The 21,752-nt window shown below is 63.7% G+C and carries 20 protein-coding genes; 5 read left to right on the forward strand and 15 right to left on the reverse strand.

The window, feature by feature from the left end:
* Nucleotides 1–5: 5 nt before the first annotated feature.
* Entirely contained in the window at nucleotides 6–1,628 is a 1,623-nt protein-coding gene (locus I6L38_RS04325) for a methyl-accepting chemotaxis protein (protein WP_043170124.1), read from the reverse strand.
* Nucleotides 1,629–1,792: 164 nt separating this feature from the next.
* Here I6L38_RS04325 and I6L38_RS04330 point away from each other — a divergent pair, with 164 nt between their 5' ends.
* A complete protein-coding gene (locus I6L38_RS04330; protein ID WP_010634529.1) occupies nucleotides 1,793–2,425 on the forward strand; it encodes a LysE family translocator in 633 nt (210 codons plus the stop codon).
* A 208-nt stretch (nucleotides 2,426–2,633) separates the two neighbouring features.
* Nucleotides 2,634–3,422, forward strand: coding sequence for a DUF1460 domain-containing protein (locus I6L38_RS04335; protein ID WP_005298979.1), 789 nt, complete (start codon nucleotides 2,634–2,636; stop codon nucleotides 3,420–3,422).
* An 89-nt stretch (nucleotides 3,423–3,511) separates the two neighbouring features.
* Here the strand turns inward: I6L38_RS04335 and I6L38_RS04340 are convergent, their stop codons facing one another.
* The 9 genes from I6L38_RS04340 to I6L38_RS04380 form a co-directional block, all read right to left on the reverse strand.
* Nucleotides 3,512–4,720 carry a sodium:proton antiporter gene (locus I6L38_RS04340; protein ID WP_005298981.1) on the reverse strand — a complete coding sequence of 403 codons (1,209 nt, stop codon included), beginning with the start codon at nucleotides 4,718–4,720 and terminating at the stop codon, nucleotides 3,512–3,514.
* Between the two features lie 22 nt (nucleotides 4,721–4,742).
* Nucleotides 4,743–5,846 (reverse strand): beta-N-acetylglucosaminidase domain-containing protein, encoded by a 1,104-nt coding sequence (locus tag I6L38_RS04345; protein ID WP_216989204.1) that lies wholly within the window; start codon nucleotides 5,844–5,846, stop codon nucleotides 4,743–4,745.
* Between the two features lie 39 nt (nucleotides 5,847–5,885).
* A complete protein-coding gene (locus I6L38_RS04350) occupies nucleotides 5,886–7,613 on the reverse strand; it encodes a potassium/proton antiporter (protein WP_005298984.1) in 1,728 nt (575 codons plus the stop codon).
* Between the two features lie 271 nt (nucleotides 7,614–7,884).
* A complete protein-coding gene (locus I6L38_RS04355) occupies nucleotides 7,885–8,031 on the reverse strand; it encodes a hypothetical protein (RefSeq protein ID WP_005298986.1) in 147 nt (48 codons plus the stop codon).
* A complete protein-coding gene (locus tag I6L38_RS04360; RefSeq protein ID WP_216989205.1) occupies nucleotides 8,028–8,717 on the reverse strand; it encodes a M15 family metallopeptidase in 690 nt (229 codons plus the stop codon). Before I6L38_RS04360 ends, I6L38_RS04355 begins: the two co-directional genes overlap by 4 nt.
* Entirely contained in the window at nucleotides 8,714–9,841 is a 1,128-nt protein-coding gene (gene dapE / locus I6L38_RS04365; protein WP_201988461.1) for a succinyl-diaminopimelate desuccinylase, read from the reverse strand. Before dapE ends, I6L38_RS04360 begins: the two co-directional genes overlap by 4 nt.
* 9 nt (nucleotides 9,842–9,850) lie before the next feature.
* Nucleotides 9,851–10,201: an ArsC family reductase gene (locus I6L38_RS04370; protein WP_017766166.1), complete on the reverse strand. Its 351-nt coding sequence runs from the start codon at nucleotides 10,199–10,201 to the stop codon at nucleotides 9,851–9,853.
* Between the two features lie 196 nt (nucleotides 10,202–10,397).
* Nucleotides 10,398–11,309 (reverse strand): LysR family transcriptional regulator, encoded by a 912-nt coding sequence (locus I6L38_RS04375; RefSeq protein WP_017783426.1) that lies wholly within the window; start codon nucleotides 11,307–11,309, stop codon nucleotides 10,398–10,400.
* A 316-nt stretch (nucleotides 11,310–11,625) separates the two neighbouring features.
* Entirely contained in the window at nucleotides 11,626–11,940 is a 315-nt protein-coding gene (locus I6L38_RS04380; RefSeq protein ID WP_005298999.1) for a hypothetical protein, read from the reverse strand.
* A gap of 286 nt (nucleotides 11,941–12,226) precedes the next feature.
* Between I6L38_RS04380 and dcuC the strand changes: the two genes are divergently transcribed.
* Entirely contained in the window at nucleotides 12,227–13,603 is a 1,377-nt protein-coding gene (gene dcuC / locus I6L38_RS04385) for a C4-dicarboxylate transporter DcuC (RefSeq protein WP_216989206.1), read from the forward strand.
* Nucleotides 13,604–13,687: 84 nt separating this feature from the next.
* On the forward strand, nucleotides 13,688–14,827 hold the full coding sequence (locus I6L38_RS04390) for a M20 family metallopeptidase (RefSeq protein WP_216989207.1): 1,140 nt from the start codon (nucleotides 13,688–13,690) through the stop codon (nucleotides 14,825–14,827).
* 85 nt (nucleotides 14,828–14,912) lie between these two features.
* Here I6L38_RS04390 and I6L38_RS04395 read toward each other — a convergent pair whose 3' ends face one another.
* The 3 genes from I6L38_RS04395 to asnS all read right to left on the reverse strand — a co-directional run bounded on the left by I6L38_RS04395 (nucleotide 14,913) and on the right by asnS (nucleotide 18,821).
* Nucleotides 14,913–15,569, reverse strand: a complete 657-nt coding sequence (locus I6L38_RS04395) for an adenine nucleotide alpha hydrolase (protein ID WP_216989208.1) — start codon at nucleotides 15,567–15,569, stop codon at nucleotides 14,913–14,915.
* A 131-nt stretch (nucleotides 15,570–15,700) separates the two neighbouring features.
* The gene (locus tag I6L38_RS04400) at nucleotides 15,701–17,044 is read right to left on the reverse strand and encodes an anaerobic C4-dicarboxylate transporter (RefSeq protein WP_005299013.1); all 1,344 of its coding nucleotides are present in this window, start codon (nucleotides 17,042–17,044) and stop codon (nucleotides 15,701–15,703) included.
* Nucleotides 17,045–17,420: 376 nt separating this feature from the next.
* A complete protein-coding gene (asnS, locus tag I6L38_RS04405; protein ID WP_005299016.1) occupies nucleotides 17,421–18,821 on the reverse strand; it encodes an asparagine--tRNA ligase in 1,401 nt (466 codons plus the stop codon).
* Nucleotides 18,822–19,014: 193 nt separating this feature from the next.
* Here asnS and I6L38_RS04410 point away from each other — a divergent pair, with 193 nt between their 5' ends.
* Nucleotides 19,015–19,365, forward strand: a complete 351-nt coding sequence (locus I6L38_RS04410; RefSeq protein ID WP_010634517.1) for a hypothetical protein — start codon at nucleotides 19,015–19,017, stop codon at nucleotides 19,363–19,365.
* On the opposite strand, the gene I6L38_RS04415 is transcribed toward I6L38_RS04410, so the two are convergent.
* Both I6L38_RS04415 and bioA read right to left on the reverse strand, forming a co-directional pair.
* Complete coding sequence (locus I6L38_RS04415; protein WP_017783430.1) at nucleotides 19,362–20,204, reverse strand: HAMP domain-containing protein; 843 nt, start codon at nucleotides 20,202–20,204, stop codon at nucleotides 19,362–19,364. The genes I6L38_RS04410 and I6L38_RS04415 overlap by 4 nt on opposite strands.
* A 133-nt stretch (nucleotides 20,205–20,337) precedes the next feature.
* Complete coding sequence (bioA, locus tag I6L38_RS04420; RefSeq protein ID WP_054545229.1) at nucleotides 20,338–21,612, reverse strand: adenosylmethionine--8-amino-7-oxononanoate transaminase; 1,275 nt, start codon at nucleotides 21,610–21,612, stop codon at nucleotides 20,338–20,340.
* Between the last annotated feature and the right edge of the window lie 140 nt (nucleotides 21,613–21,752).

A 21,752-nucleotide genomic window follows, 5' to 3' on the forward strand; every position in this document is an offset into this window, starting at 1 on the left:
TGGCGTCACAGCTGGAACTGGGACAGCTGCTTGCGCTGCTGCTCGGCGAGCTGTGACAGTTCGTGACTGGCGGCGGCACTCTGGCTGATACCGGCCGCGTTCTGGTTCACGATCTCGTGGATGTTGGTGATGTTGCGGTTGATGTCGGCGGTGACGCAGGACTGCTCCTCGGCGGCGGTAGCCACCTGGGCGTTGGCGCCGTTGATCTGGTTGACCGCCTCCGTGATGCCGCCCAGCAGATCCTGCACCTGGCCGGAGAGCTGCTGGTTGTGGGCCAGGATGGCCAGGGTATCCTGCACGCCGCTGTTGGCGGAGAGAGACTGGCTCTGCAGCTGCTCGATGATGGCCTGGATCTCCTTGGTGGAGTCCTGGGTGCGGGCCGCCAGCATGCGCACCTCGTCGGCCACCACCGCAAAGCCGCGACCGGTTTCACCGGCGCGGGCGGCCTCGATGGCGGCGTTGAGGGCCAGCAGGTTGGTCTGCTCGGAAATCCCCTGGATGACCTCGATTACCTTGCCGATCTGCTCGGACTGGGACTTGAGGCTGGCCACCACGGAGGCGGCGCTCTCCAGACTGTTGGCCATGCGGCTGTTGGCCTGGATGCTCTCGGCAAACAGCGCCAGCCCCTCTTCGACCCGCTGGTTGGCATCGCGCGCCAGCTCGTCGGCCAGGGCGGCGTTGTGGTTGACGTTGTCGGCGGTGCTGGCCAGCTCGGTGACGGCGGAGGCCACCTGTTCGGTCTCACCGCGCTGCTGCTGGGCATTGACCTCTGCCTGGGTCATCACGGCGGCGAGTTCGGTGGCGGCGGAGGCCACGTTGCCACTGATGCCGGTCAGGGTCTGGATGGTGTTGCCAAGCTGGGTCAGGGTCTGGTTGATGTCGGCGGCCAGCTGGCTCAGCTCGTTGTTGCCATCGCTGACGGCACGCACGTTGAAGCGGCCCTGGGCCACCGCGCGCATCACCTGCTGCAGCTGACCGATGGGACGCACGATGCGGCCGGAGAGCCACCAGCCACCAAACAGGGCAGCGGCCAGACTGGCTGCCATCAGCAGCAGGGTACGCAGCAGGGTGGCGTGGTAGTGAGCCTGCTCCTCGGCAATTTCAGCCAGGATCAGCTGGTTGACGTGGGCGGACATGGCATCGATCTGCTTGATGAGATCCTCCCCCAGATCGCGAAAGCGCAGGCGGGCCTGCTCATAGGCGGCAGGATCGCCGCCACCCTGGTGCTTGGCGGCCAGCAGCGGCAGCATGTTGCTGCGGGTGTGGCCGAGGTAGGCCTGCAGGGCGGCCGCGACCCGGCTGTTGTCCTGCTCGGCGCCGGCGATGGCCAGTCTGGCCAGGATGGCACCTATCTCCTGCTCGGCGGCGGAGAGCTCGCTGGGCAGCTGGGCAAAGCGGGCGGGGTCATAGAGGCCGTAGATGGCGTTGGTGCGCAGCCGGTAGGTGGCGTGGATCAGGGTGGCGATGTCGTCTTTGTGACGGGTCACGCTGGCGGTGGTCTCGTTCATGTCGTTGATGGCGCGGTCGATGTCCTGTTTGCCGATCCCGATCATCAGGATCATCAACAGGCTGGCGAGCAGGAGAGGGATGAGTACTTGCAGACGGATAGAGAGATTATTCAATGACATGAAAGATCCTGACCCAAAAGAGAAACAAGGCGGCATCTTACACAGGCGCGACAAAGCTTGTCACAGGTTTTTAAGGTGCAAAACCGGCTATTTGAAAAGGTTTTTTCTTGTGTTAAATGAGTGTGATAGGCAAGATCGTCGGTCTGTTACCATGGAGGTGTTGTGTGTCCGACTGGATCGATCCTGCCATTTTGGCGCTGTTTATTCCCACGTTCTTTTTTGTCTCTGTGACCCCCGGCATGTGCATGACCCTGGCGATGACCCTCGGCATGAGTCTGGGGGTGCGCCGCACCCTGCACATGATGTGGGGCGAGCTCATCGGGGTTGGCCTGGTCTCTGTGCTGTCGGTGATCGGGGTGGCGGCCGTCATGCTCAACTACCCGGCGCTGTTTGCCGCCTTCAAGTACGTGGGCGGCGCCTATCTCATCTGGCTAGGCATCCAGATGTGGCAGGCCAAGGGCAAGCTGGCGATCCCGGCGGATCTGTCGGCCGCCCAGGAGACCCGGCCACTGGCGCTGGCCATGCAGGGCTTCGTCACCGCCATCGCCAACCCCAAGGGGTGGGCCTTCATGGTCTCCCTGCTGCCCCCTTTCATCAATGCGGCCAAGCCGATGACCCCCCAGATCAGCGCCCTGGTGGCCCTGATCCTGCTCATCGAGTTCTCCTGCCTGCTGCTCTACGCGAGCGGCGGTCGCACCCTGCGCCACTTCCTCGCCAAGAGCGGCAACGTCACCCTGATGAACCGGATCGCCGGCTCTCTCATGCTGTTTGTCGGGGTCTGGCTGGCGCTGGGTTGATACCGCACTTGCCAGCTGGTCTGTTACTGCCGAGAAGCCCCGCCATGCGGGGCTTTTTCGTATGCTGGCGGGCGGTTGGCCACATTTGCTTACATTTATCCGGTTTGCAAACGGCCGGGATGCCGTCAGTCTCGAATGGCATTCTCTTGCGCCTGCGAGAGGGTGCACAGGGTCCGTTTATTAACATTTCGAGCAAGGAAATTTAAGGATGATGAGGCTGACCAGTATTGCATTGCTCCTGTTTGCCGGCGCGGCGGCTGCCGGCAAAGAGAGGAACCTCGATTTCTACAACATCAAGGAGCCGCAACTTATCGAGCTGTTTGCCCGCCAGCAGGGGGCGCCGGGTCAGACGATCAAGACCTTCTCCAGCCTGTTTCTGGGCAATCCCTATGTGGCCAACCGGCTGGTGGGGTCGAACGAGGTGCAGGAGAAGCTGGTGGTGGATTTTGGCGGGCTCGATTGCTTCACCTATCTGGACTACGTCGAGTCGCTGCGTCGCGCAACGAGTGTGCATCACTTCATCGAGAACCTGATGCACACTCGTTACGTGAATGGTGAGGTCAACTATCTGACCAGAAAGCACTTCTTCTCCGACTGGGTGCATGGTGACAACAAGGTGAGCGACGTGACTCATCTGGTGGGCGGCGCCGCGGTGACCACCGCCAAGCTGCTCAACCAGAAGGCCGACGGCGGCCACTACATTCCGGGGCTGGGGGTGACGGCGCGGGACATCACCTACATTCCGTCCGCCAGCATCGACGAGAACACCCTGAGTCTGCTGGAAGAGGGGGACTACATCGGCATCTACACCGATCTGGCCGGGCTCGACGTTACCCACACCGGCATCTTCATCCGCGGCGAGAACGGCCCCGTGCTGCGCAATGCTTCTTCTCTCTCGAGCAAGATGCAGGTGGTGGACTCCCCCTTCCTGGAGTACGTGCAGAACAAGCCGGGGATCCTGGTCTATCGGCCGCAGGCCGAGGACGCGAGCTCCTAGGGAGGGGCCCTGGCCGAGATGGGCACGCCTTGTGTCTGACAAAAGAGAAGCCCCGGACAGTGCCCGGGGCTTTTTGTTGGCGGCGCCCCTCAACGGGGTTTGAAGCGAGCGACCCAGGGATTGGCGGTGAGACCGTGCAGGATGACGCTCAGTATGATGGTGCAGAGCACGGTGGCGATGATGGGGCGCTGGCCGAGGAGGGCCGGCTCATTTTGCAGCACCATCACCGCAAAGACGATGCTGGCCAGCCCCCGCGGCCCGAACCAGCCGATGAAGAGCTTGAGTTCAAGCTTGAGGCCGGTGCCGAGCAGGCTCAGCCAGACCGGCACCATGCGCAGCAGGGTGAGGCTGGCGGCGGCATAGAGCCAGTACTGCCAGTGCAGCAGCTCTGCCAGCATGGGCATCAGGGTGGCGCCGAACACCATCCAGATCACCACAGAGAGCAGATCCCCGTAACCCTCGCAGCTGTCCAGGTAGGCGTGCTTGTGCTCCCCCAGTTTGCGGCCCATCAGCAGGCCGCCGACGAAGGCGGCGATGAAGCCGCTGCCCCCCAGGGTCTGGGCCAGCGCGAAGCAGAGCAGGGCCAGCCCCGGCATGGTGAGCTGGCGCCAGAGCGGCAGCTGCCAGCCGTTGAGGTAGGAGGTCTTGAGCAGGCGCAGGGTGAAGGTGGTGAGCCCCCAGGCCACCAGCAGGCCGATGCCGATCTCCTCCAGCAGCAGGGTGATGGCCAGCAGGCCGGTGCCGCTGTGCTGCTCGGTGGGGGCGATGAGGGCGAGCAGCAGGAGCAGCACGGGCACGCAGATGCCGTCGTTGAGGCCGCTCTCCTGGTTGAGCCCCTCGCGAATGGGGGCGGGCACCGCCGGGTTGCTCACCACCGCCTTGCCGAGCGCCGCATCGGTGGGGGCGAGTATGGTGGAGAGGATGGCCAGCTCCAGCAGCGGCAGGTCCGGGTAGATCCAGCGGCCGAACAGGGTGCCGGCCAGCAGGGTGAGCGGCAGGCCGATCAGCAGCAGCCGGATGGGCAGGCTGCGGTTGGCCAGCAGCACCTGCCAGTTGGTGTTGGCCGCATCGCTGAACAGCACTATGACCAGGGTCAGCTCCGCCAGCAGTTTGATGCCGTCGCTGTCGATGGAGAGGGAGAGCAGCTCGATGCCGCCCGGCCCCAGCAGCCAGCCCATCAGCAAGAACAGCAGGGGGCCGTTGATGAGGCGGGATTCAAAGCGCCCGGCGATCAGGCTGTAGATGAGCAGGAAGGCGGCGATCACCGCCAGGTTCTGGTAAATCAGGGACGCGTCCATGCTGCCTCCTGTGGCTGTGGGATCAGTCGGTGAGACAATCCGGGTCGAACACGTACTCGCCATCCAGCCAGCGCAGGATCTCGTCGACGCAGGATTGGTCGCGAAACGGCAGATAGCGGGCCTTGAGGTGAGTCACCTGCTCAGGGGTCAGCTGGGCCAGCCCTATATCCTGAAACAGCGGCAGGTCAGCCTGGATCATGGCGGAGATCTGCGGGCCGCAGGTGGCGTTGAGGGAGGCGTGCAGCGCCTTGTCCGGGTCGTACTGCTTGCCGAGCCGGTAGCTCATGGGCAGGGTGGCCAGCGGCAGGGCCGACAGCGCCGCCTGCTTCATGGGGTTGACCGCATGGCCGCTCACGAGATCCGCCAACTCCGCCGGGCGGTTTTCGAAGGCGCGCAGGTGCAGGAAGCTGCTGGCCTTGCTGCCATCGTTGACCGGGTAGTTGTCCCACAGGAACGGCTTGCGGTGCAGCCACTCGGCCGTCTGGCGCAGGTGGGCCGCCGGGTACTCGCTGGAGCAGACCTTGGGGCCGGTCCAGAAGATGTCGATGCGCCGATCCAGCCCCTGCCCCAGATCCTGCAGATAGTGGGGGGGCATGGCGCCGAACACCTTCTCCAGTACAGGATCCGTGCTGTAGTAGCTGGGGCAGAACAGCAGCCGGCCGGCACCGGTATGGGCCGCTATGTCGTGGGTGATGGTGAGCTGCCAGTGGGCGAGATCCGGGGTATCCCCCTTCATGTCGTCAAACAGGATCGCCAGGATGTCGGGCTTGAGCTCCTCCTCGATGAGCCGCACCTTCTCCAGCAGGGCCGGTCGCTGGCGGGCATAGTCGTGGTGAGCGCCCATGGGGCTCAGCCCCACCCCGAAGGCGAGACCGTTGTCGCGGCACTGGCGGGCGAGCTGGCGCAGCGCCTCGAGCTGGGCGGCAGGCCAGGGCTTGGCCCAGTGCTTGCGCAGATAGCCATCCTCTTTCGGGGCATAGAGATAGAAGCCGTAACCGTGGCGGGGCAGCCACTGGGCGTAGCGGGCGCGGGCTTCCCAGCTCCAGCCCTTGCCAAAGAAGCCCTCGATCACCCCCAGGTTGGGCGAAGGGGGTTGCAGGCCGGACAACAGGGTTTGGTAAGGCATAGATAACTCCCTTCTCGCAGAGGACGAGGCAGACGGCGATCAGACCGGATCTTCTTCCAGAAAACGCACCCCTATCTTGCGGGGTTCACCCTCTTCCATTTCGGCCACGGTCCAGATCAGCCCCTGCCATTCGACGTGGTCGCCGACCACCAGATTATCGCCCAACTGTTGTGCAATAAAATGGCCAAGGGTCTGATCCGCCACCTCGCTCACATCCAGCCCGTACAGCGGTGCCAGATCCACCAGCTTGGCGGCCGCCTCCAGCAGGAAGTCGCCGAAGAAGCGCGGGCCCAGATCCTGCTCCGGCGCCTGGCTGAACAGCTGGCCGAGGGCCGGCAGGTCGCGCTCGTGGCCGATGACGCAGAGGATGTCGTCCGATTGCAGACAGGTACTGCCCGAGGGGTGCAGCAGCTCCTGCTCGCGGAACAGGGCGCAGATGCGGGTGCCCTTGGGCATGCGCAGATCCCGCAGCGGCGAGCCGATGCACCACTTCTCGTCGCTCAGGCGATAGACGAAGGTCTCCCACTGGCTGTCGAGATCGATCTCGAGCCCGGAGCGGTTGATGGGCGAGGGGGGTGCCGGCACTTCGACCCGGGCGAGGCGGGAGGCCAGCGGCAGCGAGCTGCCCTGCAGGATCAGCGAGACCAGCACCACGAAGAAGGCGACATTGAAGTAGAGCTGGGCGTTGGGCAACCCCGCCATCATGGGGAACACCGCCAGAATGATCGGCACCGCGCCGCGCAGGCCGACCCAGGAGATGAACCAGCGCTCGCGGGGGGCAAAGTTCTTGAACGGCAGCAGGCCGATCCAGACCGAGATGGGGCGGGCGAACAGGATCATCCACATGGCCAGCGCCAGCGCCGGCAGGGCGATGGGCAGCAGCTTGTGGGGGGAGGCGAGCAGCCCCAGCACCAGGAACATGCCTATCTGGCTGAGCCAGGTCAGGCCGTCCAGCACCGACAAGGTGGTGCTGCGGCTGCGCAGGGAGAGGTTGCCGAGCAAGAGGCCGGTGAGGTAGATGGCCAGGATGCCGCTGCCGCCTACCGCCGTGGTGAGGGCGAAGATGAGCAGGCCGCCGCTGACGGTCAGCAGCGGGTAGAGGCCGGGGGCCAGCCGGGCGCTGTTGATGAGCTTCCACAGCAGCCAGCCGGCGCCAAGGCCGATGCCGGCTCCCAGCCCGAACTGCTTGAGCAGTTGCAGCAGCAGAAAGCCGCCATCCAGCCCCTGCTGAGCGGTGGCCAGCACCTCGATCAGGGTGACGGTAAGAAACACCGCCATGGGATCGTTGCTGCCGGACTCTATCTCCAGGGTGGCGCTGACCCGCTCGTTGAGGCTGCGCCCGCCGAGCAGGGAGAAGACCGCCGCCGCATCGGTGGAGCCGACGATGGCGCCGATCAGCATCCCCTGCAGCAGGTTGAGGTCAAACAGCCAGGCGGCGGCGAGGCCCGTCAGACCGGTGGTGATGGCCACCCCGACCGTGGCGAGCGACAGCGCGGGCCAGAGCGCGACCCGAAACGAGGAGACCCGAGTACGCATGCCGCCGTCCAGCAAGATGATGGCAAGCGCCAGGTTGCCCACCAGGTAGGCGATGGAGTAGTCGGCGAAGTGGATGCCGCCGGGGCCGTCCTCACCGGCCAGCATGCCGACGGCGAGGAAGATCACCAGGATGGGGATACCGAGACGGGAGGAGAGCGCGCTCAACAGGACACTGGCACCCACCAACAAGGCCGCGACGAGGAAGAAACTGTTGATGGTGACGGCATCCAATGGCGAACTCCTTCTGTCAAAATGCAAATCAGGCACATTATATGCAGTTTGACCGGCTCCGTGTGGCTTAATTGTGCATTTATTTGCAGTTTTTTACATTTTCAGTGCGATTGCTGCGAAGGGTTCTGGCCATCAAAAGGGGGTCAGCGGGGTGATCAGAGAGGTCGGCAACGTGATGATGTTCACAAAACGGACACTTGAGGGAGAGGCGGGCGCCGCAGCGGGCAGCAAACGGCAGGGGCCCACGCCGGGCCCCTGCTGACGGAGGTCGTCAGTCGTCCTCGTCGTCCTTCACTTCCCGGATCTTGTCCTTGTAGCGGGGCAGCTCTTTCTCCAGCCGCTTCATGTCCTTGATGGCGTTGAGAAACAGGCCGAGCAGGAAGAGCAGGGGCAAGCCTATCCAGAGCCAGAGGTTCATGTGCTACTCCTTTCGTCGGTGGCCAGGGTGACATAGCGGGCCAGGATCTCGTCGAGGTTGGCCAATATGGTCGCCTTGCCTTCAATATCCGCCTGTTGCAGGCAAAGTGCCAGCGCCGCCGGGTCGAGCCGCTGCTCGCGGGACTCAGGCGCAAAGCTGAGGTGCCAGGGCTCGTAGGCGACGCCGCTGCCGGCATCGGCCGGCTTGGCATAAGGCAGGAAGAAGCCGAAGTCGTTCATGCGATCCTCCAGCCATTCGCTCAAGTCGGCAAACCAGCCTCCCTCTTCATACTCCCAGGGCTCCAGCGCCAGTTTGGTGCCGGCGGGCAGACAGTCCGGGTCGTAGATGTCGAGGTCGGTGCCCCAGTGGTGACGGCTGGTGCCGGGCAGGGCGCTCCAGTGCAGGATGGCGTGCAGCCGCTCCTCGTCACTCAGGTGCAGGGCGTCGATGGGCTGGCTATGGGCATCGAGCAGCGGCCGCTCGCCGCGCCACTTGCCGTTCCAGATGGCGAGCTGGCGCTCGAAGCCCCGCCAGCTGGAGGCGGGCTGCAGGTTGAAGCCGGCGTGGGCGGCGGCCACCTGCATGTCGTTGAAGGCCGCCGCGGTGGCGGCCGTCAGCCGGTGCGGGCCTTGCCCCACCAGGATGAGGTGATCCTCATTCTGGCCCAGCAGTTGATCCTGGGTCATGCCAGCAACCTCTCGAGCACCCCTTGGTACATGTCAGCCAGCAGATCCAGATCGTCCGCCTTCACGCACTCGTTCACCTTGTGAATGGTGGCGTTGACCGGGCCCAGCTCAATGACTTCCGCCCCGGTGGGGGCGATAAAGCGTCCATCGGATGTTCCCCCCGTGGTGAGCAGGGCCGGCTGCTGGCCGTTCACCGCCTCGATGGCAGAGACCGCCGCCGCCAGCAGCTTGCCGGTGTCGGTGAGGAAGGGCTGGCCGGAGAGGGTCCACTTGATCTGGTAATCCAGACCGTGCCGCTCGAGCAGGGCTTCGACCCGCTCGCGGATCGCGGCATCGGTGAGCTCGGTGCTGAAGCGGAAGTTGAACTGGACGTGCAGTTCGCCGGGAATGACGTTGGAGGCGCCGGTGCCCGCCTGGATGTTGGCGATCTGGAAGCTGGTGGGAGGGAAGTAGGCGTTGCCCTGATCCCATTCGATGGCGGCGAGCTCGGCCAGCGCCGGGGCCGCCTTGTGGATCGGGTTGTCCGCCAGATGGGGATAGGCGACGTGGCCCTGCACCCCGCGCACCAGCAGATCGCCGGTGATGGAGCCGCGCCGGCCGTTCTTCACCACGTCCCCCACCACGGCGGTAGAGGAGGGCTCGCCGACGATGCACCAGCGGATCTTCTCGTTACGGGCCTCCAGGGTGTCGATCACCCGGGTGGTACCGTTGATGAAGGGCCCCTCCTCGTCGGAGGTGATGAGGAAGGCAATCGACCCAGTGTGATCCGGATGCTCGGCCACGAAGCGCTCGACCGCCACCACCATGGCTGCCAGCGAGCCCTTCATGTCGGCGGCGCCGCGCCCGTACAGCACGCCATCCTGGATGGTCGGCTCGAACGGCGGGGTGTGCCATTTGTCCAGCGGGCCGGCGGGCACCACGTCGGTGTGGCCGGCGAAGCAGAACAGCGGCCCCTCGCTGCCGCGGCGGGCCCAGAGGTTGGTGGTGTCTTCGAACACCATGGGCTCGATGACGAAGCCGAGCTTGGCGAGGCGCTCCGCCATCAGGGTCTGGCACCCTTCATCCAGCGGGGTAACGGAGGGGCGGCGGATCAGATCCTTGGCCAGTGCGATGACATCCGACATCGTTTTTCCTTAACGAGAGAAGAGGGATTGGTAGTGATCGGCCTTGAAGCCCAGGGTCAGCTCGCCGTCTTGGTCCAGCAGCGGGCGCTTGATCATGGCCGGGTGCTCCAGCAAGAGGGCGCGCGCCTTGGCGGTGTCGAGCCCCTGCTTGGCTTCGTCCGGCAGGGCGCGAAAGGTGGTGCCGCGGCTGTTGAGCAGCGCCTCCCAGCCGAGCTGGTCCAGCCAGCGGTCGAGGTCGGCCGGGTTCAGGCCGTCGGCCCTGTGGTCGTGAAAGCGGTAGTCGATGCCGGCCTGCTCCAGCCACTTGCGGGCTTTCTTGATGGTGTCGCAGTTCTTGATGCCATAGAGGGTGGTGGCCATGGGGAGTCCTTTGTCTGCGGGCATGGGCCCGGAAAGCCGAAACTTGAGTCCTGAAACGGGAAATCAAGAAGAGGCCCGATTCTGGCATTGTGGCGATCCCAAGGCAACGCCGATGCGCATGGGGGAGGTGAGGCGAGGCGCTGGTCGGGCCTGGGAAGAGGGGAAAAGTACCCGGCGCAGGACGCGCCGGCGGGTATCAGAGTTCGCTCTGGGTGCGACACCAGAGGTGCAGTTCGGATTCGAACCAGTTGAGCATGGCGTTGTTGTCGTCGCGACGATGGCGAATGAGGCTCACCTCGAAGGTGGGCAGGGCGAAGCGGGTCTCGTACTCCACCAGATCCAGCAGCGGCATCAGCGGACGCAGCACCCGGGCAGGGGAGGTGAGCAGCAGAGGCGCGCACGGCAGGATGAAGGGGGCGGCCAGAAAGCTCTGCACGATCAAGGGGGTGTGCCGGGTCATGCCGTGGGCGGCCAGCAGATCATCGACGATGCCCCCTTCGCTGCCGCGCGGGGCGACCAGCAGGTGCTGAGCCTGGGCGAAGGATTCGATACACAGCACCTGGCCCTGCAGCGGGTGGCTGCGGTGGGCGGCGCAGATCAGCTTGTCTTCGAACAGCGGGATGCGGCGAAAACGGCCGGGCACCTCGTCCTGTTTGCTGATCACCATGCTGATGACCCCTTCGTCGAGCTGGCTCTCGTAGTCCGCATTGAGCGGCACCATGTGGATGCGCAGGTTGGGCGCCTGCTGCTGCAGCCGGGCCAGCAGGCTCGGCATCATCACGTACTCCACATAGGTGTGGGCCCCGATGCGCAGCACCCCCTCGAACTGGGCGGGGTCGAGCTGCTCGGGCGGGCTGAAGGTCTGCTCGATGTCGCGCAGGATCTCCCGCAGCGGCAGCAGCAAGGCCTCCGCCCGAGCGGTCGGTTCCATGCCCTGGGGAGTGCGGATCAGCAGGGGATCGTCATAGAGCAGACGCAAACGGGCCAGTGCCCGGCTGACGGCCGGCTGGCTCATGGCGAGCCGTTCGGCGGCCTTGGTGGTGTTGCGCTCCTCCAGCAGTGCCTTGAGCACCACCAGCAGGTTGAGGTCGACGCCTCGTAAATTCATTCTGTGCATAATGGAATACTAATAAATCATTTCCTTAAGCAGGGCCTTCACTTTAGTCTCATTTCCCGTCGATGGTCAGCATGAAGCTTGGGTAAATCAGCGATTTATGCAAACCCATGTTGTCCTGTTACCTCTTTCGCGTGGTGCCGGAGGTGGCAAGATTCGACAGCCTGAACTCTTTACTCTGGTCATCCAGAGCGTTGCTTGCTTAGTACCCGCCGTCTCGGCGGGTTTTTTTTGCCTGCGGTTCAGGAAAAAGGGGCCCGAAGAAGTACAAAACGCGCCGGTGGGCGCGTTATGGTGAGGGGCTGAGCACTCAGGGCGCAACCGGCCACTGGTAGTCAAACACCTTGGCCCGCTCCCAGGGGGCGTCCGGCAGACTGGAGGAGAGGCCGGTATATTTGCCCACATCGTCCACCACGATGGCGGAGAGGATCGGCAACTGGTGCTCGGTGCAGTACATACGGATGCGTTGCAACAAGGTGCGCAACTCATCCTGGCAATTCTCCAGCCCGGCCTGCCTGGCCAGCTTGGAGTAACGAATGGTGGTGCGTTCCTTTGCAGACTCGACGAGGATGTCCCATAGCTTGTAGTCGCAGGTCGTCATGCCTGCGGTGGCTCGGTCTGTCATAACTCTCTCCGGCGCGAAACGGTCTCTGTGTGTCGTTGCGCATCTTGGCCAGTTCACTGGCCCCTGACGTTGATCCAAAGCAAAAAAGCCTGAGGTTATTCGCCAGAACGCGTGGCAAAGGGATTCTAAAGGTTTGCCTTTAGTTTAAAAGACCGTTTTTTGTTAAGTGTGTAGCATTTTATTTTATCTAAGTGCGGTCAAGCCATCTTTCTTGACAGGGATCAATGGGAAAGCGCGGTCGGACCACTAGATTTCGCTCCTCGATAACTTTATCAGGAGTGAATATTTGGAACTCGTCTTAGTCTTGCTCGTACTGCTGGCCGTGGTCTACGGCATCATCAAGGATTACAACCCGCAGGCGGTGCTGGCACTGGCCGGCATGGCCATCTTCACTGTCGCCTACTGGCTGGGATTGCACCCCATTCTGCCCGCCGACAAGAGCACCGGCTTCGCCCTGTTCGACCTGTTCGAGGTGTTCAAGGGGATCTTCTCCTACCGGGCGGCGGGGCTCGGCCTCACCATCATGGCGGTGGCCGGCTTTGCCACCTACATGTCCCATATCGGTGCCTCCCAGGCGCTGGTGCGAGTGGCGGTCAAACCGGTGGCGGGCATCCAGTCCAGCTACCTGATGCTGGCCATCTGCTACCTGGTGGCGGTGTTCGTCTCCCTGTTCGTCACCTCCGCCACCGGCCTTGGCCTGCTGCTGATGGTCACCATGTATCCAGTGATGCGCAACCTCGGCATCAGCCCGGCCTCCGCCTGCGGCGTCATCGCCACCTCCCAGGCGTTCGAGATTGGCCCGACCCAGACCAATGCCATCTTCTCCGCCGGCCAGTCTGGCATGGATCCCACCAGCTATTTCGTCGACTACCAGATCTGGCTGGTGGCCCCCATGTTGCTGGTGACCATGGTGCTGCACTTCTTCTGGCAGCGGCACTGTGACCGCCAGGATGGCTGGGATCCGGCCCAGCATCGCGGCGAGCACGCCGAGCTGGACGAGAAAGGGGCAGACGAGGTGCCCGCACCGACCTGGTACTGCCTGCTGCCCATCATCCCCTTCGTGCTGATGATGACCTTCTCCAAGCTGCTGGTGAGCGACATCAAGATGAGCGTGGAGGTGGCCATGCTGCTGTCGGTCTTTATCGGCATGCTGTGCGAGCTGCTGCGTACCCGCTCGGTGCGCAGCGCCTTTGCCGGGCTCTCCAGCTTCCTCGACGGCATGGGCAAGGTATTCGGCCCCGTGGTGGCGCTCATCGTCTGTGCCGAGCTGTTTGCCGAATCCCTCAAGGCCATCGGTGCCATCGATACCCTGCTGCACTCTGCCAGCAATGCCGGCATCGGCAGCGGCCTGATGACCCTGGTGATGGTGGGCCTCATCATGGTGGCGGCGGTCATCATGGGCTCGGGCAACGCGGCTTTCTTGAGCTTCTCGACCCTGGCCCCCGCGGTGGCGGCCAAGTTTGGGGTGCCGGCGGTGACCATGCTGCTGCCGATGCAGCTCGCCTCCAGCATCGGCCGCACCGTCTCCCCCATCGCGGCTGTGCTGATCGCCTGTGCGGGCATCGCCAAGGTCTCCCCCTTCGTGGTGGTCAAGCGCACCTGCGTGCCCATGGCGGGGGCGCTGGTGACGGCATTGACCCTCAACTATCTGCTGTTTATGTAAGCGGGTGGCGGACGGCACGGGTCGTTCGCCCCTTTCACTCGGCTGTCGGACGGGAGGCGTGCCCTCCCGTCCCAGGAGATGACAATGACAGACTCTCGCAACGCTTTTTCTCTGGACGCCTACCTGGCGGATCTGGCCCCCCTCATCAACCTCGATTGCGGCACCCGCACCCCGGCCGGGGTGGCGACGGTGGCCGACATCATGACCGAGAAATATGAGGCCATCGGCTGGCAGGTGACTCGCCACCAGTTTGCCGCCGAGTGCGGCCCCTGCCTCGAGGCAACCAATGCCCCCGGCGCCAGCCATTACGACGTGATGCTGGTGGGCCACATGGACACCGTCTTCCCCGAGGGCACGGCGGCCAAGCGCCCGCTGAAAGTGGAAGGCAATCAGGCCTTTGGCCCTGGCGTGTCGGACATGAAGAGCGGCCTGCTCTCCACCTGGTATGCCCTCAAAGGGATGGACCCGGCCGTGCTGGCCAAGCTCAAGGTGCTGGTCTGCTGCAACTGTGACGAGGAGATAGGCTCCCCCTGGTCCAAAGAGTGGCTGGTGGAGAAGGCCAGACAGAGCGGCTGCGTGCTGGTGGCCGAGGCGGCCCGCCCGAACGGGGATCTCATCAGCGCCCGCAAGGGCAATGCCAAGTACCGCATTGCCTTCCACGGCAAGGCCTCCCACGCCGGCTCGGCGCTGAGTGAGGGGATCTCCGCCATCACAGAGCTCGCTCATTGGGTGCTCGCCATCAACCAGCAGGTCAACCTCGACACCGGCACCACCATGAACGTGGGGGTGGTGCAGGGGGGCACCGGCGTCAACGTGGTGCCGGACTTTGCCGAGGCGATCGTGGATCTGCGCTTCTGGAGCAATGACGAAGCGGCGGCGGTGCACGAGCGGCTCACCTTCATGGCCAACAACCCCTTCCTCGCCGGTTGCCGGGTCGAGGTGGATCGTCAGAGCTTCAAGCCGGCGATGCGCCCATGCGGTGACACCGAGGCGTTGATGGCGCTGGTGGAGGCGGCAGCGAAAGAGGAGGGGATCTCCTTCAACTGGCTGGAGGCCGGTGGTGGCTCGGATGCCAACTTCACCGCTGCGGCCGGGGTGCCGTCGCTGGATGGCTTCGGCCCCATGGGGGGCGGCTTCCACTCGGAGGCGGAGTTCCTGCTGCTGGAGAGCATCGAGCCGCGCATTCGCCTGTTGCAGCGGGTGTTGGGTAAGCTGGCCAGATAGGCAGCATGAAGAGCAAAACGGGAGGCCATCGCCTCCCGTTTTTTATCTGTTGTGCCGGTGCAGACCGGTCGAACGGATCTGCGCGCTACTCCTCACTCTCCAGCAGATAGGCAAGATGCTCCTGACGGGCGACCTGCCAGCGCCCCAGCACCAGCGGCGCCGCAAAGCCCGGGCCGTCGGTCACCATGGTGTGGTACTCACCCTGCTCGCCGCAGGCATCGAAGCCCCGGGCTGAAGCCAGCTGCTGCAGCTCGTCGAGGGCTCCCTGGTCCAGCACCCGCCCCACCCACTCGGGGGTCAGCACATCGGTATCGACGCAGGAGAGGTGGGCGACGATGCCGCGAGCCAGCAGATCCGCCAGCAGCGCCTCGCGGGGTTGCTGCCAGAGCGGGGTGTGGACGGTGAGGCCAAGCGGGCGGCAACGCTCGCGGATCCAGTTCGGCGCGCCGGCCACGCTGTCGATATCGCCGGTGACGACCCCATCCAGTTGCCACTCATCCTTGAGCTTGGTCAGCGCCCGCTCATAACCGAGATCGAACGGCGCTTCTATGGTGACCAGCCGATGGGGCAGTCCGAGGGCCGCCGCCTGTCGACGCACTTGCGACAGGGGATGGGCGAGAAAGCGGGGTGAAGGGGGGGCAAAGGTCGCCAGTGCCACTACCTGATGACCCGCTTCGCGGGCATGGCAGAGCGCCTGCATGGCATCCTTGCCGCCGCTCCAGAGCACGATGACGCGAGACATGGGGGAGATTCCGCAAGAAAAAGAGGGGTCATGCTACCCAGAGTGCGGGCGGTTGGCAAAGCGGGAAGGTGGGTGAAAAGCACAGGCCCCCGAGCGGGGGCCTGTGGAACGGATTGCGCGGTGCGATTCCGTCAGAGCAGGATGCTGGTCAGGATAAAGCCCAGCGAGCAGGAGGTCACCACCCCGATCAGCCCCGGAATGATGAAGCTGTGGTTGATGATGAACTTGCCGATGCGGGTGGTGCCGGAACGGTCGAAACCGATGCAGGCCAGATCGCTTGGGTAGGTTGGCAGCACGAAGTAGCCGTAGCTCGCCGGCAGGAAGGCGATCAGCAGCTTGGGTTCGACCCCCAGCGCCAGCCCCATGGGGGCGATGGCGGTCAGCGCCGCGGCCTGGCTGTTTACCAGCTTGGAGATGAGGAACAGCACCAGGGCGTAGGTCCAGGGCTGGGCCTGTACCACGTGGGCCAGGGTCTCTTTGAGCAGCGGCATGTGTGCCTGGAAGAAGGTTTCGCTCATCCAGGCGACCCCGAACACGGAGAAGATGGCGACCATGCCCGCCTTGAAGACGGCGCCGTTGGCGATCTCGCCCGGCTTGACCTTGCAGCGCATCAGTATGATGGCGCCGGCGATCAGCATCATCATCTGGATCACCAGGTTCATGGAGAGCGGGCCGGTTTTGTCCTTGATGGTGAAAACCGGACGCAGACCTTCGTTGGCCCCCAGCAGTACCACGGCAGCGATGGCGGCGAAGAAGATCCAGGTAGACCAGTAGGCCTCTTTCGGGAACTTGGTATTGAGCAGGGTTTCACCGCCGCCGTAGATAAAGGCGCGCTGCTCCGGATCCTGGATCTTGGCCTGGAACTCCTCGTCCTTGTCCAGATCCTTGCCGCGGCGCAGGCTCCAGAGGGCCGCGACGATGACGCCGGTCAGGGAGGAGGGGATGGCGATCATCAGGATGTCGAGCAGACCGTAGGCCTGACCGATGCCGTGACCGGCCGCCAGAATGGAGACCATGGAGACCACGGCCACCGATACCGGCGAGGCGCAGATGGCCATCTGGGAGGCGACGGAGGCCACCGCCATCGGGCGTTCGGGACGGATGTTCTTCTGCAGCGCGATGTCGGCGATGATGGGGAACATGGTGTAGACCACGTGGCCGGTACCGCACAGGAAGGTGAGGGTCCAGGTGGTGAGCGGGGCCAGTATGGTGATGTATTGGGGGTGACGGCGCAGCAGACGCTCGGCCACCTGCATCATCAGGTTGAGACCGCCGGCGGTCTGCAGGGTGGCGGCACAACCGATCACCGCCAGTATGGTCAGCATCACCTGCACCGGCGGTTCGCCCGGTACCAGACCGAACACGAAGGTCAGCAGGAACAGACCGATGCCGCTGATGAGACCCAGCCCCATGCCGCCAAACCGGGTACCCAGCAGCAAGCAGCCGAGTACCACCAAAAACTCCATCAAGATCATTCCATTACCTCGCGTTATTTAATCCATGTAAGTGCTGTGTTGGGCGCATGGACCGGGATTGTCTGTTTTTTATTTAGCCCTAAAGGGTTAGTGGTTATTCTGCCTGCCACAAGGGGGCAAAAATTTGAGGTACTTCAATAACTCATCGCTTTTTGATTTAACGCCATAAAAACCACGTATTAACCCTTTTGTTATTTTAGGGGTAACAGGCGGCATCGTATGGAGCTTGAAGGCGGGCAGGGTAGCAGGATAAAAAGGCGAGGGGAGTGGTTTGTTGCAAAAAAAGTGATTAATTGTGGCCAAGGCAAGCCGGTGGCAGGGGGGCGGGCAACAAAAAGCCGACCCTGAGGTCGGCTTTGTCGGCAAAGTCCCGTAATCAGAACTCGGCGGTGCGTGGGGTACGCGGGAAGGGGATCACGTCGCGCACGTTGCCCATGCCGGTCACGTAGACCACCAGACGCTCGAAGCCCAGACCGAAACCGGAGTGCGGCACGGTGCCGTAGCGGCGCAGGTCGCGGTACCACCAGTAGTCTTCCTTGTTCAGGCCCATCTCGGCCAGACGGGCATCCAGCACCTCGAGACGCTCTTCACGCTGGGAGCCGCCGATGATCTCGCCGATGCCCGGGGCCAGTACGTCCATGGCGGCAACGGTCTTGCCATCGTCGTTGAGGCGCATGTAGAAGGCCTTGATGTCTTTCGGGTAGTTCTTCACTACTACCGGTGACTTGAAGTGCTCTTCGGCCAGGTAACGCTCGTGCTCGGAAGAGAGATCGATACCCCAGGAGACCGGGAACTCGAAGCTCTTGCCGCAGTTCTTCAGCACTTCGATGGCGTCTGTGTAGTCAATCTGGGCGAAATCGGAGGCAACGAAACGCTCCAGACGGCCGATGGCGTCCTTGTCCACGTGCTGGGCGAAGAACTCCAGATCGTCGCGGCGCTCGCTCAGCACGGCGTTGAAGACGTACTTCAGCATGGCTTCGGCCAGCGCGGCGTTGTCTTCCAGATCGGCGAAGGCCACTTCCGGCTCCACCATCCAGAACTCGGCCAGGTGGCGGCTGGTGTTGGAGTTTTCGGCGCGGAAGGTCGGCCCGAAGGTGTAGACCTTGGACAGGGCGCAGGCGTAGGTCTCGACGTTCAGCTGGCCGGATACGGTCAGGAAGGTCTCCTTGCCGAAGAAGTCCTTGTCGTAGTCCACCTTGCCTTGCGGGGTGCGCGGCAGGTTTTCCAGATCCAGGGTGGAGACGCGGAACATCTCGCCGGCCCCTTCGGTGTCGGAGGCGGTGATGAGCGGGGCCGCGATCCAGAGGTAGCCCTGTTCGTGGAAGAAGCGGTGAATGGCCTGGGAGAGGCAGTTGCGCACTCGGGTCACGGCGCCGACGATGTTGGTGCGGGCACGCAGGTGGCCCTGCTCGCGCAGGTACTCGATGCTGTGGCGCTTGGCGGACATGGGGTAGGTGTCCGGATCTTCGACCCAGCCCACCACCTTGACCTCGGTGGCCTGCAGTTCGAACGCCTGGCCGCTGCCCTGGGACTCGACCACGGTGCCGGTCACTTCGACGGAGCAAGCTGTGGTCAGACGCTGCACTTCATTCTCGTAATTGGCCAGGGTATTGGGGACGACGGCCTGTACCGGATGGAAACAGGAGCCATCGGAAACGGCCAAAAATGAGATCCCCGCCTTGGAATCACGGCGGGTCCGGATCCACCCTTTCACTGTCAGGGTGGTGCCGACCGAATACTTACCGGCCAGCACATCTACTACGGATGCGTGCGTCATCGAAATATTGTCTCCAGCTTGTTCTTGCAGCGCTATTTGCAACACTAGGGGTCTGGCCCGGGCACAGATGGCCCACCATGGCAGACTAAGCCGTTCATCTTACCCGCGCAGGTTTGATAAACAAGCAAAAATGTCGGACTCTGGGGGGGATTTCGGCGCCAATCGCTTCATTGGCGGGCCAGCGGAACGGGGGATGGACGTGAAAGAGCGGCGACGGGGGCCGGACGGGCTGACACGGGTGTTGCGGGGGCTGGTGATCCTCTGCTGGGGCGGCTTTATCGTGCTGCTCTCCCTCTACCACTTCGCCCGGCCAGAGGTGGCCTACGGTTTTCTGGTCTATGGCGGGATCAAGGTGCGCCAGAGCTGGGATCCCCAGCTCACCCCCTGGCTGCTGCACGGGCTCTGGGGATGCTGCCTGCTGACCCTGGCGGTGCTGCTGGCAGAGCGTTGGCGCTGCCGGCGGCGGGAGGACACGGGGCGGGTGCACCTGGCTATCTTGCTGCTGATCCTCGTCGCCAGCCTGCTGTTCTACTACCTGGGCTAGTCTGCCGGCCCGGAGGGGTCGCGGCTGGAGGGCGCTTGCCCCGCCCGCGGCTGCTCGCCAGCGGAGCGCTTGCCGAGCTGGCGTTCCACGCTGTCGAGCATCTGGTTGTAGGCGAGCGCCACCCGACCAATCTCGTCCCCCTCATCCCCTTCCAGCCGGTGGCCGAAGTCGTGCAGATCGGTGGCCTCCTCCATGGAGCGGGTCAGCTGGTTGAGGGGGCGGACGATCCAAGTACGGATGACCCAGAGGGTGAGCAGCAGCCCCAGCCCGAAGATGACGGTGAGGCTCAGGGCCGAGGTGAGAATGTTCTGCTCGACCCGGGTAAACAGGGTGTCGAGGGAGTAATCAAAGCGCACCGCTCCCAGCACGGTATTCTCCGGCACCTGGTGGCAGCTGGTGCAATCGGTGCCGCGAAAATCCTTCTTGGCCAGCAGTGGGCGGGTCACCACCAGCTTGCTGTGCATGCCGTCGTGTACCACCTCCAGGCTCCCTTTACCCGCCAGTGCCAGCTCGTCGAACCTGTCCTTGGACTGTTCGTGCTCGCGGCCTGCCCCGTACTGCTTGCTCACCGCCTCGCTGCGCACGATGCGGGCATCCTCCACGTGAGCGTGCTCGAGGAACTTGTCGCGCAGGGTATCGCGGGCTTCCATCTTGCCGGTCAGCATCAGCATGTTGAGGCCATCGAAATAGGCTTCGGTCTGCTCGCGGCTCTGCTCCTTGATGAGGGTCAGGATGAGATCGCGCTCGCGCACCGCCTGATAGGCCGCGGAAAACACCAGCACCATGGAGAAGATGAACAGCAGGAAGAAGTTGATTTTGGCAGCAATGGAGAGGCGCATGGGAACGGTACATCTGTTGGGTAAAACCCGCGCAGTCTACGCGTCTTGGCTGCCCGGGTCTGGTGTCTTGCTCACATTCTGATGAAAAAGATTCAAAAGACCCTGCCTGACAGGCAGGGTCTGCGCTGTTGGCTCAGAACTCGCCGCTGTGGATGGCGGCGGTGATGGCGCCGGTCAGCACGGTCAACTGTGCCGGGCCGATGACGAAGGGGGGCATCAGGTAGATGAGCTTGCCAAACGGGCGGATCCAGGCCCCGAGCTCCACAAACTTGCGCTGGATACGCGCCACGTCCACCCGCTCCTTCATCTCCACCACCCCGATGGCGCCGAGCACCCGCACGTCGGCCACCGCCGGATGCAGGGTCAGTTCCACCAGCTCGGTGCGCAGCTGATGCTCGATGGCGCGCACCCGCTCAGCCCAAGGCGAGGCCAGCAGCAGTTCGATGGAGGCGTTGGCCACGGCGCAGGCCAGCGGATTGCCCATAAAGGTCGGCCCATGCATGAAGACGCCAGCCTTCCCATCACACACGGTGCGAGCCACATGCTCGGTAGTGAGCGTGGCCGACAGCGTCAGATAGCCGCCGGTGAGCGCCTTGCCCAGACACATGATGTCGGGGCTGATGCCGGCCCAGTCGCAGGCAAACAGCTGGCCGGTGCGGCCAAAGCCGGTGGCTATCTCGTCGGCAATCAAGAGCACGCCGAACTCGTCGCACAGGGCGCGCACCCACTGCAGGTAGCGGGGGTGATAGAAGCGCATGCCACCGGCGCCCTGGACTATGGGTTCGAGCACGATGGCGGCGATCTCCTCGTGATGGTCCGCCATCAGGGTGGCCAGCTCCACCACGCAACGCTCGTCCCACTCGGCGTGGAAACGGCAGCTGGGGGCTTCCACGAAATGGTGCTCGGGCAGGAAGCCCTGGTAGAGCTCGTGCATGCCGCCATCCGGGTCGCACACGCTCATGGCGCCGAAGGTGTCGCCGTGATAGCCACCGCGCAGGGCAACGAACTTGGCGCGAGGCGTCCCCTTGGCGTGCCAGTACTGCTGGGCCATCTTGAGCGCTACCTCCACCGCCACCGAGCCTGAATCCGCCAGAAACACCCGATCCAGCCCAGCCGGGGTGATCTCCACCAGCTTGCGACAGAGCTCCACCGCCGGGGCATGGGTCAGGCCGCCAAACATCACGTGGGACATCTTGCCGAGCTGGGCGGTGGCGGCCGCGTCCAGTTCCGGCACCTGATAGCCGTGCACACAGGCCCACCAGGAGCTCATGCCATCCACCAGCTCGCGGCCATCGTTGAGGGTGAGGGTCACCCCCTTGGCACTGGCCACTTCATAGCAGGGCAGGGGATGGGTGAGAGAGGTATAGGGGTGCCACACATGGTGCAAATCGAATTCTTGGTTGGTCATTTGTTGTTCTGTTGTCAATTAGTTTGATCTGGTCGGTGTTGACAGTCTACGCGCGCTCTCTACACTAGCCAACAATTTCAGCCACTTGGCCCTGCGCGCATCTCTGTTCGCCCGGGCCAGGTGGCGGGTTTTGCGCTTCT

This window comes from Aeromonas sp. FDAARGOS 1408 (genome assembly GCF_019048665.1).
GTDB lineage: Bacteria > Pseudomonadota > Gammaproteobacteria > Enterobacterales > Aeromonadaceae > Aeromonas > Aeromonas dhakensis.

Bases quoted from the DNA above. Each gene is read 5' to 3' on its own strand.
- I6L38_RS04325 (WP_043170124.1), bottom strand. From the start codon at position 1,628: ATGTCATTGAATAATCTCTCTATCCGTCTGCAAGTACTCATCCCTCTC.
- I6L38_RS04335 (WP_005298979.1), top strand. From the start codon at position 2,634: ATGATGAGGCTGACCAGTATTGCATTGCTCCTGTTTGCCGGCGCGGCG.
- I6L38_RS04340 (WP_005298981.1), bottom strand. From the start codon at position 4,720: ATGGACGCGTCCCTGATTTACCAGAACCTGGCGGTGATCGCCGCCTTC.
- I6L38_RS04345 (WP_216989204.1), bottom strand. From the start codon at position 5,846: ATGCCTTACCAAACCCTGTTGTCCGGCCTGCAACCCCCTTCGCCCAAC.
- I6L38_RS04355 (WP_005298986.1), bottom strand. From the start codon at position 8,031: ATGAACCTCTGGCTCTGGATAGGCTTGCCCCTGCTCTTCCTGCTCGGC.
- I6L38_RS04360 (WP_216989205.1), bottom strand. From the start codon at position 8,717: ATGACCCAGGATCAACTGCTGGGCCAGAATGAGGATCACCTCATCCTG.
- dapE (WP_201988461.1), bottom strand. From the start codon at position 9,841: ATGTCGGATGTCATCGCACTGGCCAAGGATCTGATCCGCCGCCCCTCC.
- I6L38_RS04370 (WP_017766166.1), bottom strand. From the start codon at position 10,201: ATGGCCACCACCCTCTATGGCATCAAGAACTGCGACACCATCAAGAAA.
- I6L38_RS04375 (WP_017783426.1), bottom strand. From the start codon at position 11,309: ATGAATTTACGAGGCGTCGACCTCAACCTGCTGGTGGTGCTCAAGGCA.
- I6L38_RS04380 (WP_005298999.1), bottom strand. From the start codon at position 11,940: ATGACAGACCGAGCCACCGCAGGCATGACGACCTGCGACTACAAGCTA.
- I6L38_RS04390 (WP_216989207.1), top strand. From the start codon at position 13,688: ATGACAGACTCTCGCAACGCTTTTTCTCTGGACGCCTACCTGGCGGAT.
- I6L38_RS04395 (WP_216989208.1), bottom strand. From the start codon at position 15,569: ATGTCTCGCGTCATCGTGCTCTGGAGCGGCGGCAAGGATGCCATGCAG.
- I6L38_RS04400 (WP_005299013.1), bottom strand. From the start codon at position 17,044: ATGATCTTGATGGAGTTTTTGGTGGTACTCGGCTGCTTGCTGCTGGGT.
- asnS (WP_005299016.1), bottom strand. From the start codon at position 18,821: ATGACGCACGCATCCGTAGTAGATGTGCTGGCCGGTAAGTATTCGGTC.
- I6L38_RS04410 (WP_010634517.1), top strand. From the start codon at position 19,015: ATGGACGTGAAAGAGCGGCGACGGGGGCCGGACGGGCTGACACGGGTG.
- I6L38_RS04415 (WP_017783430.1), bottom strand. From the start codon at position 20,204: ATGCGCCTCTCCATTGCTGCCAAAATCAACTTCTTCCTGCTGTTCATC.
- bioA (WP_054545229.1), bottom strand. From the start codon at position 21,612: ATGACCAACCAAGAATTCGATTTGCACCATGTGTGGCACCCCTATACC.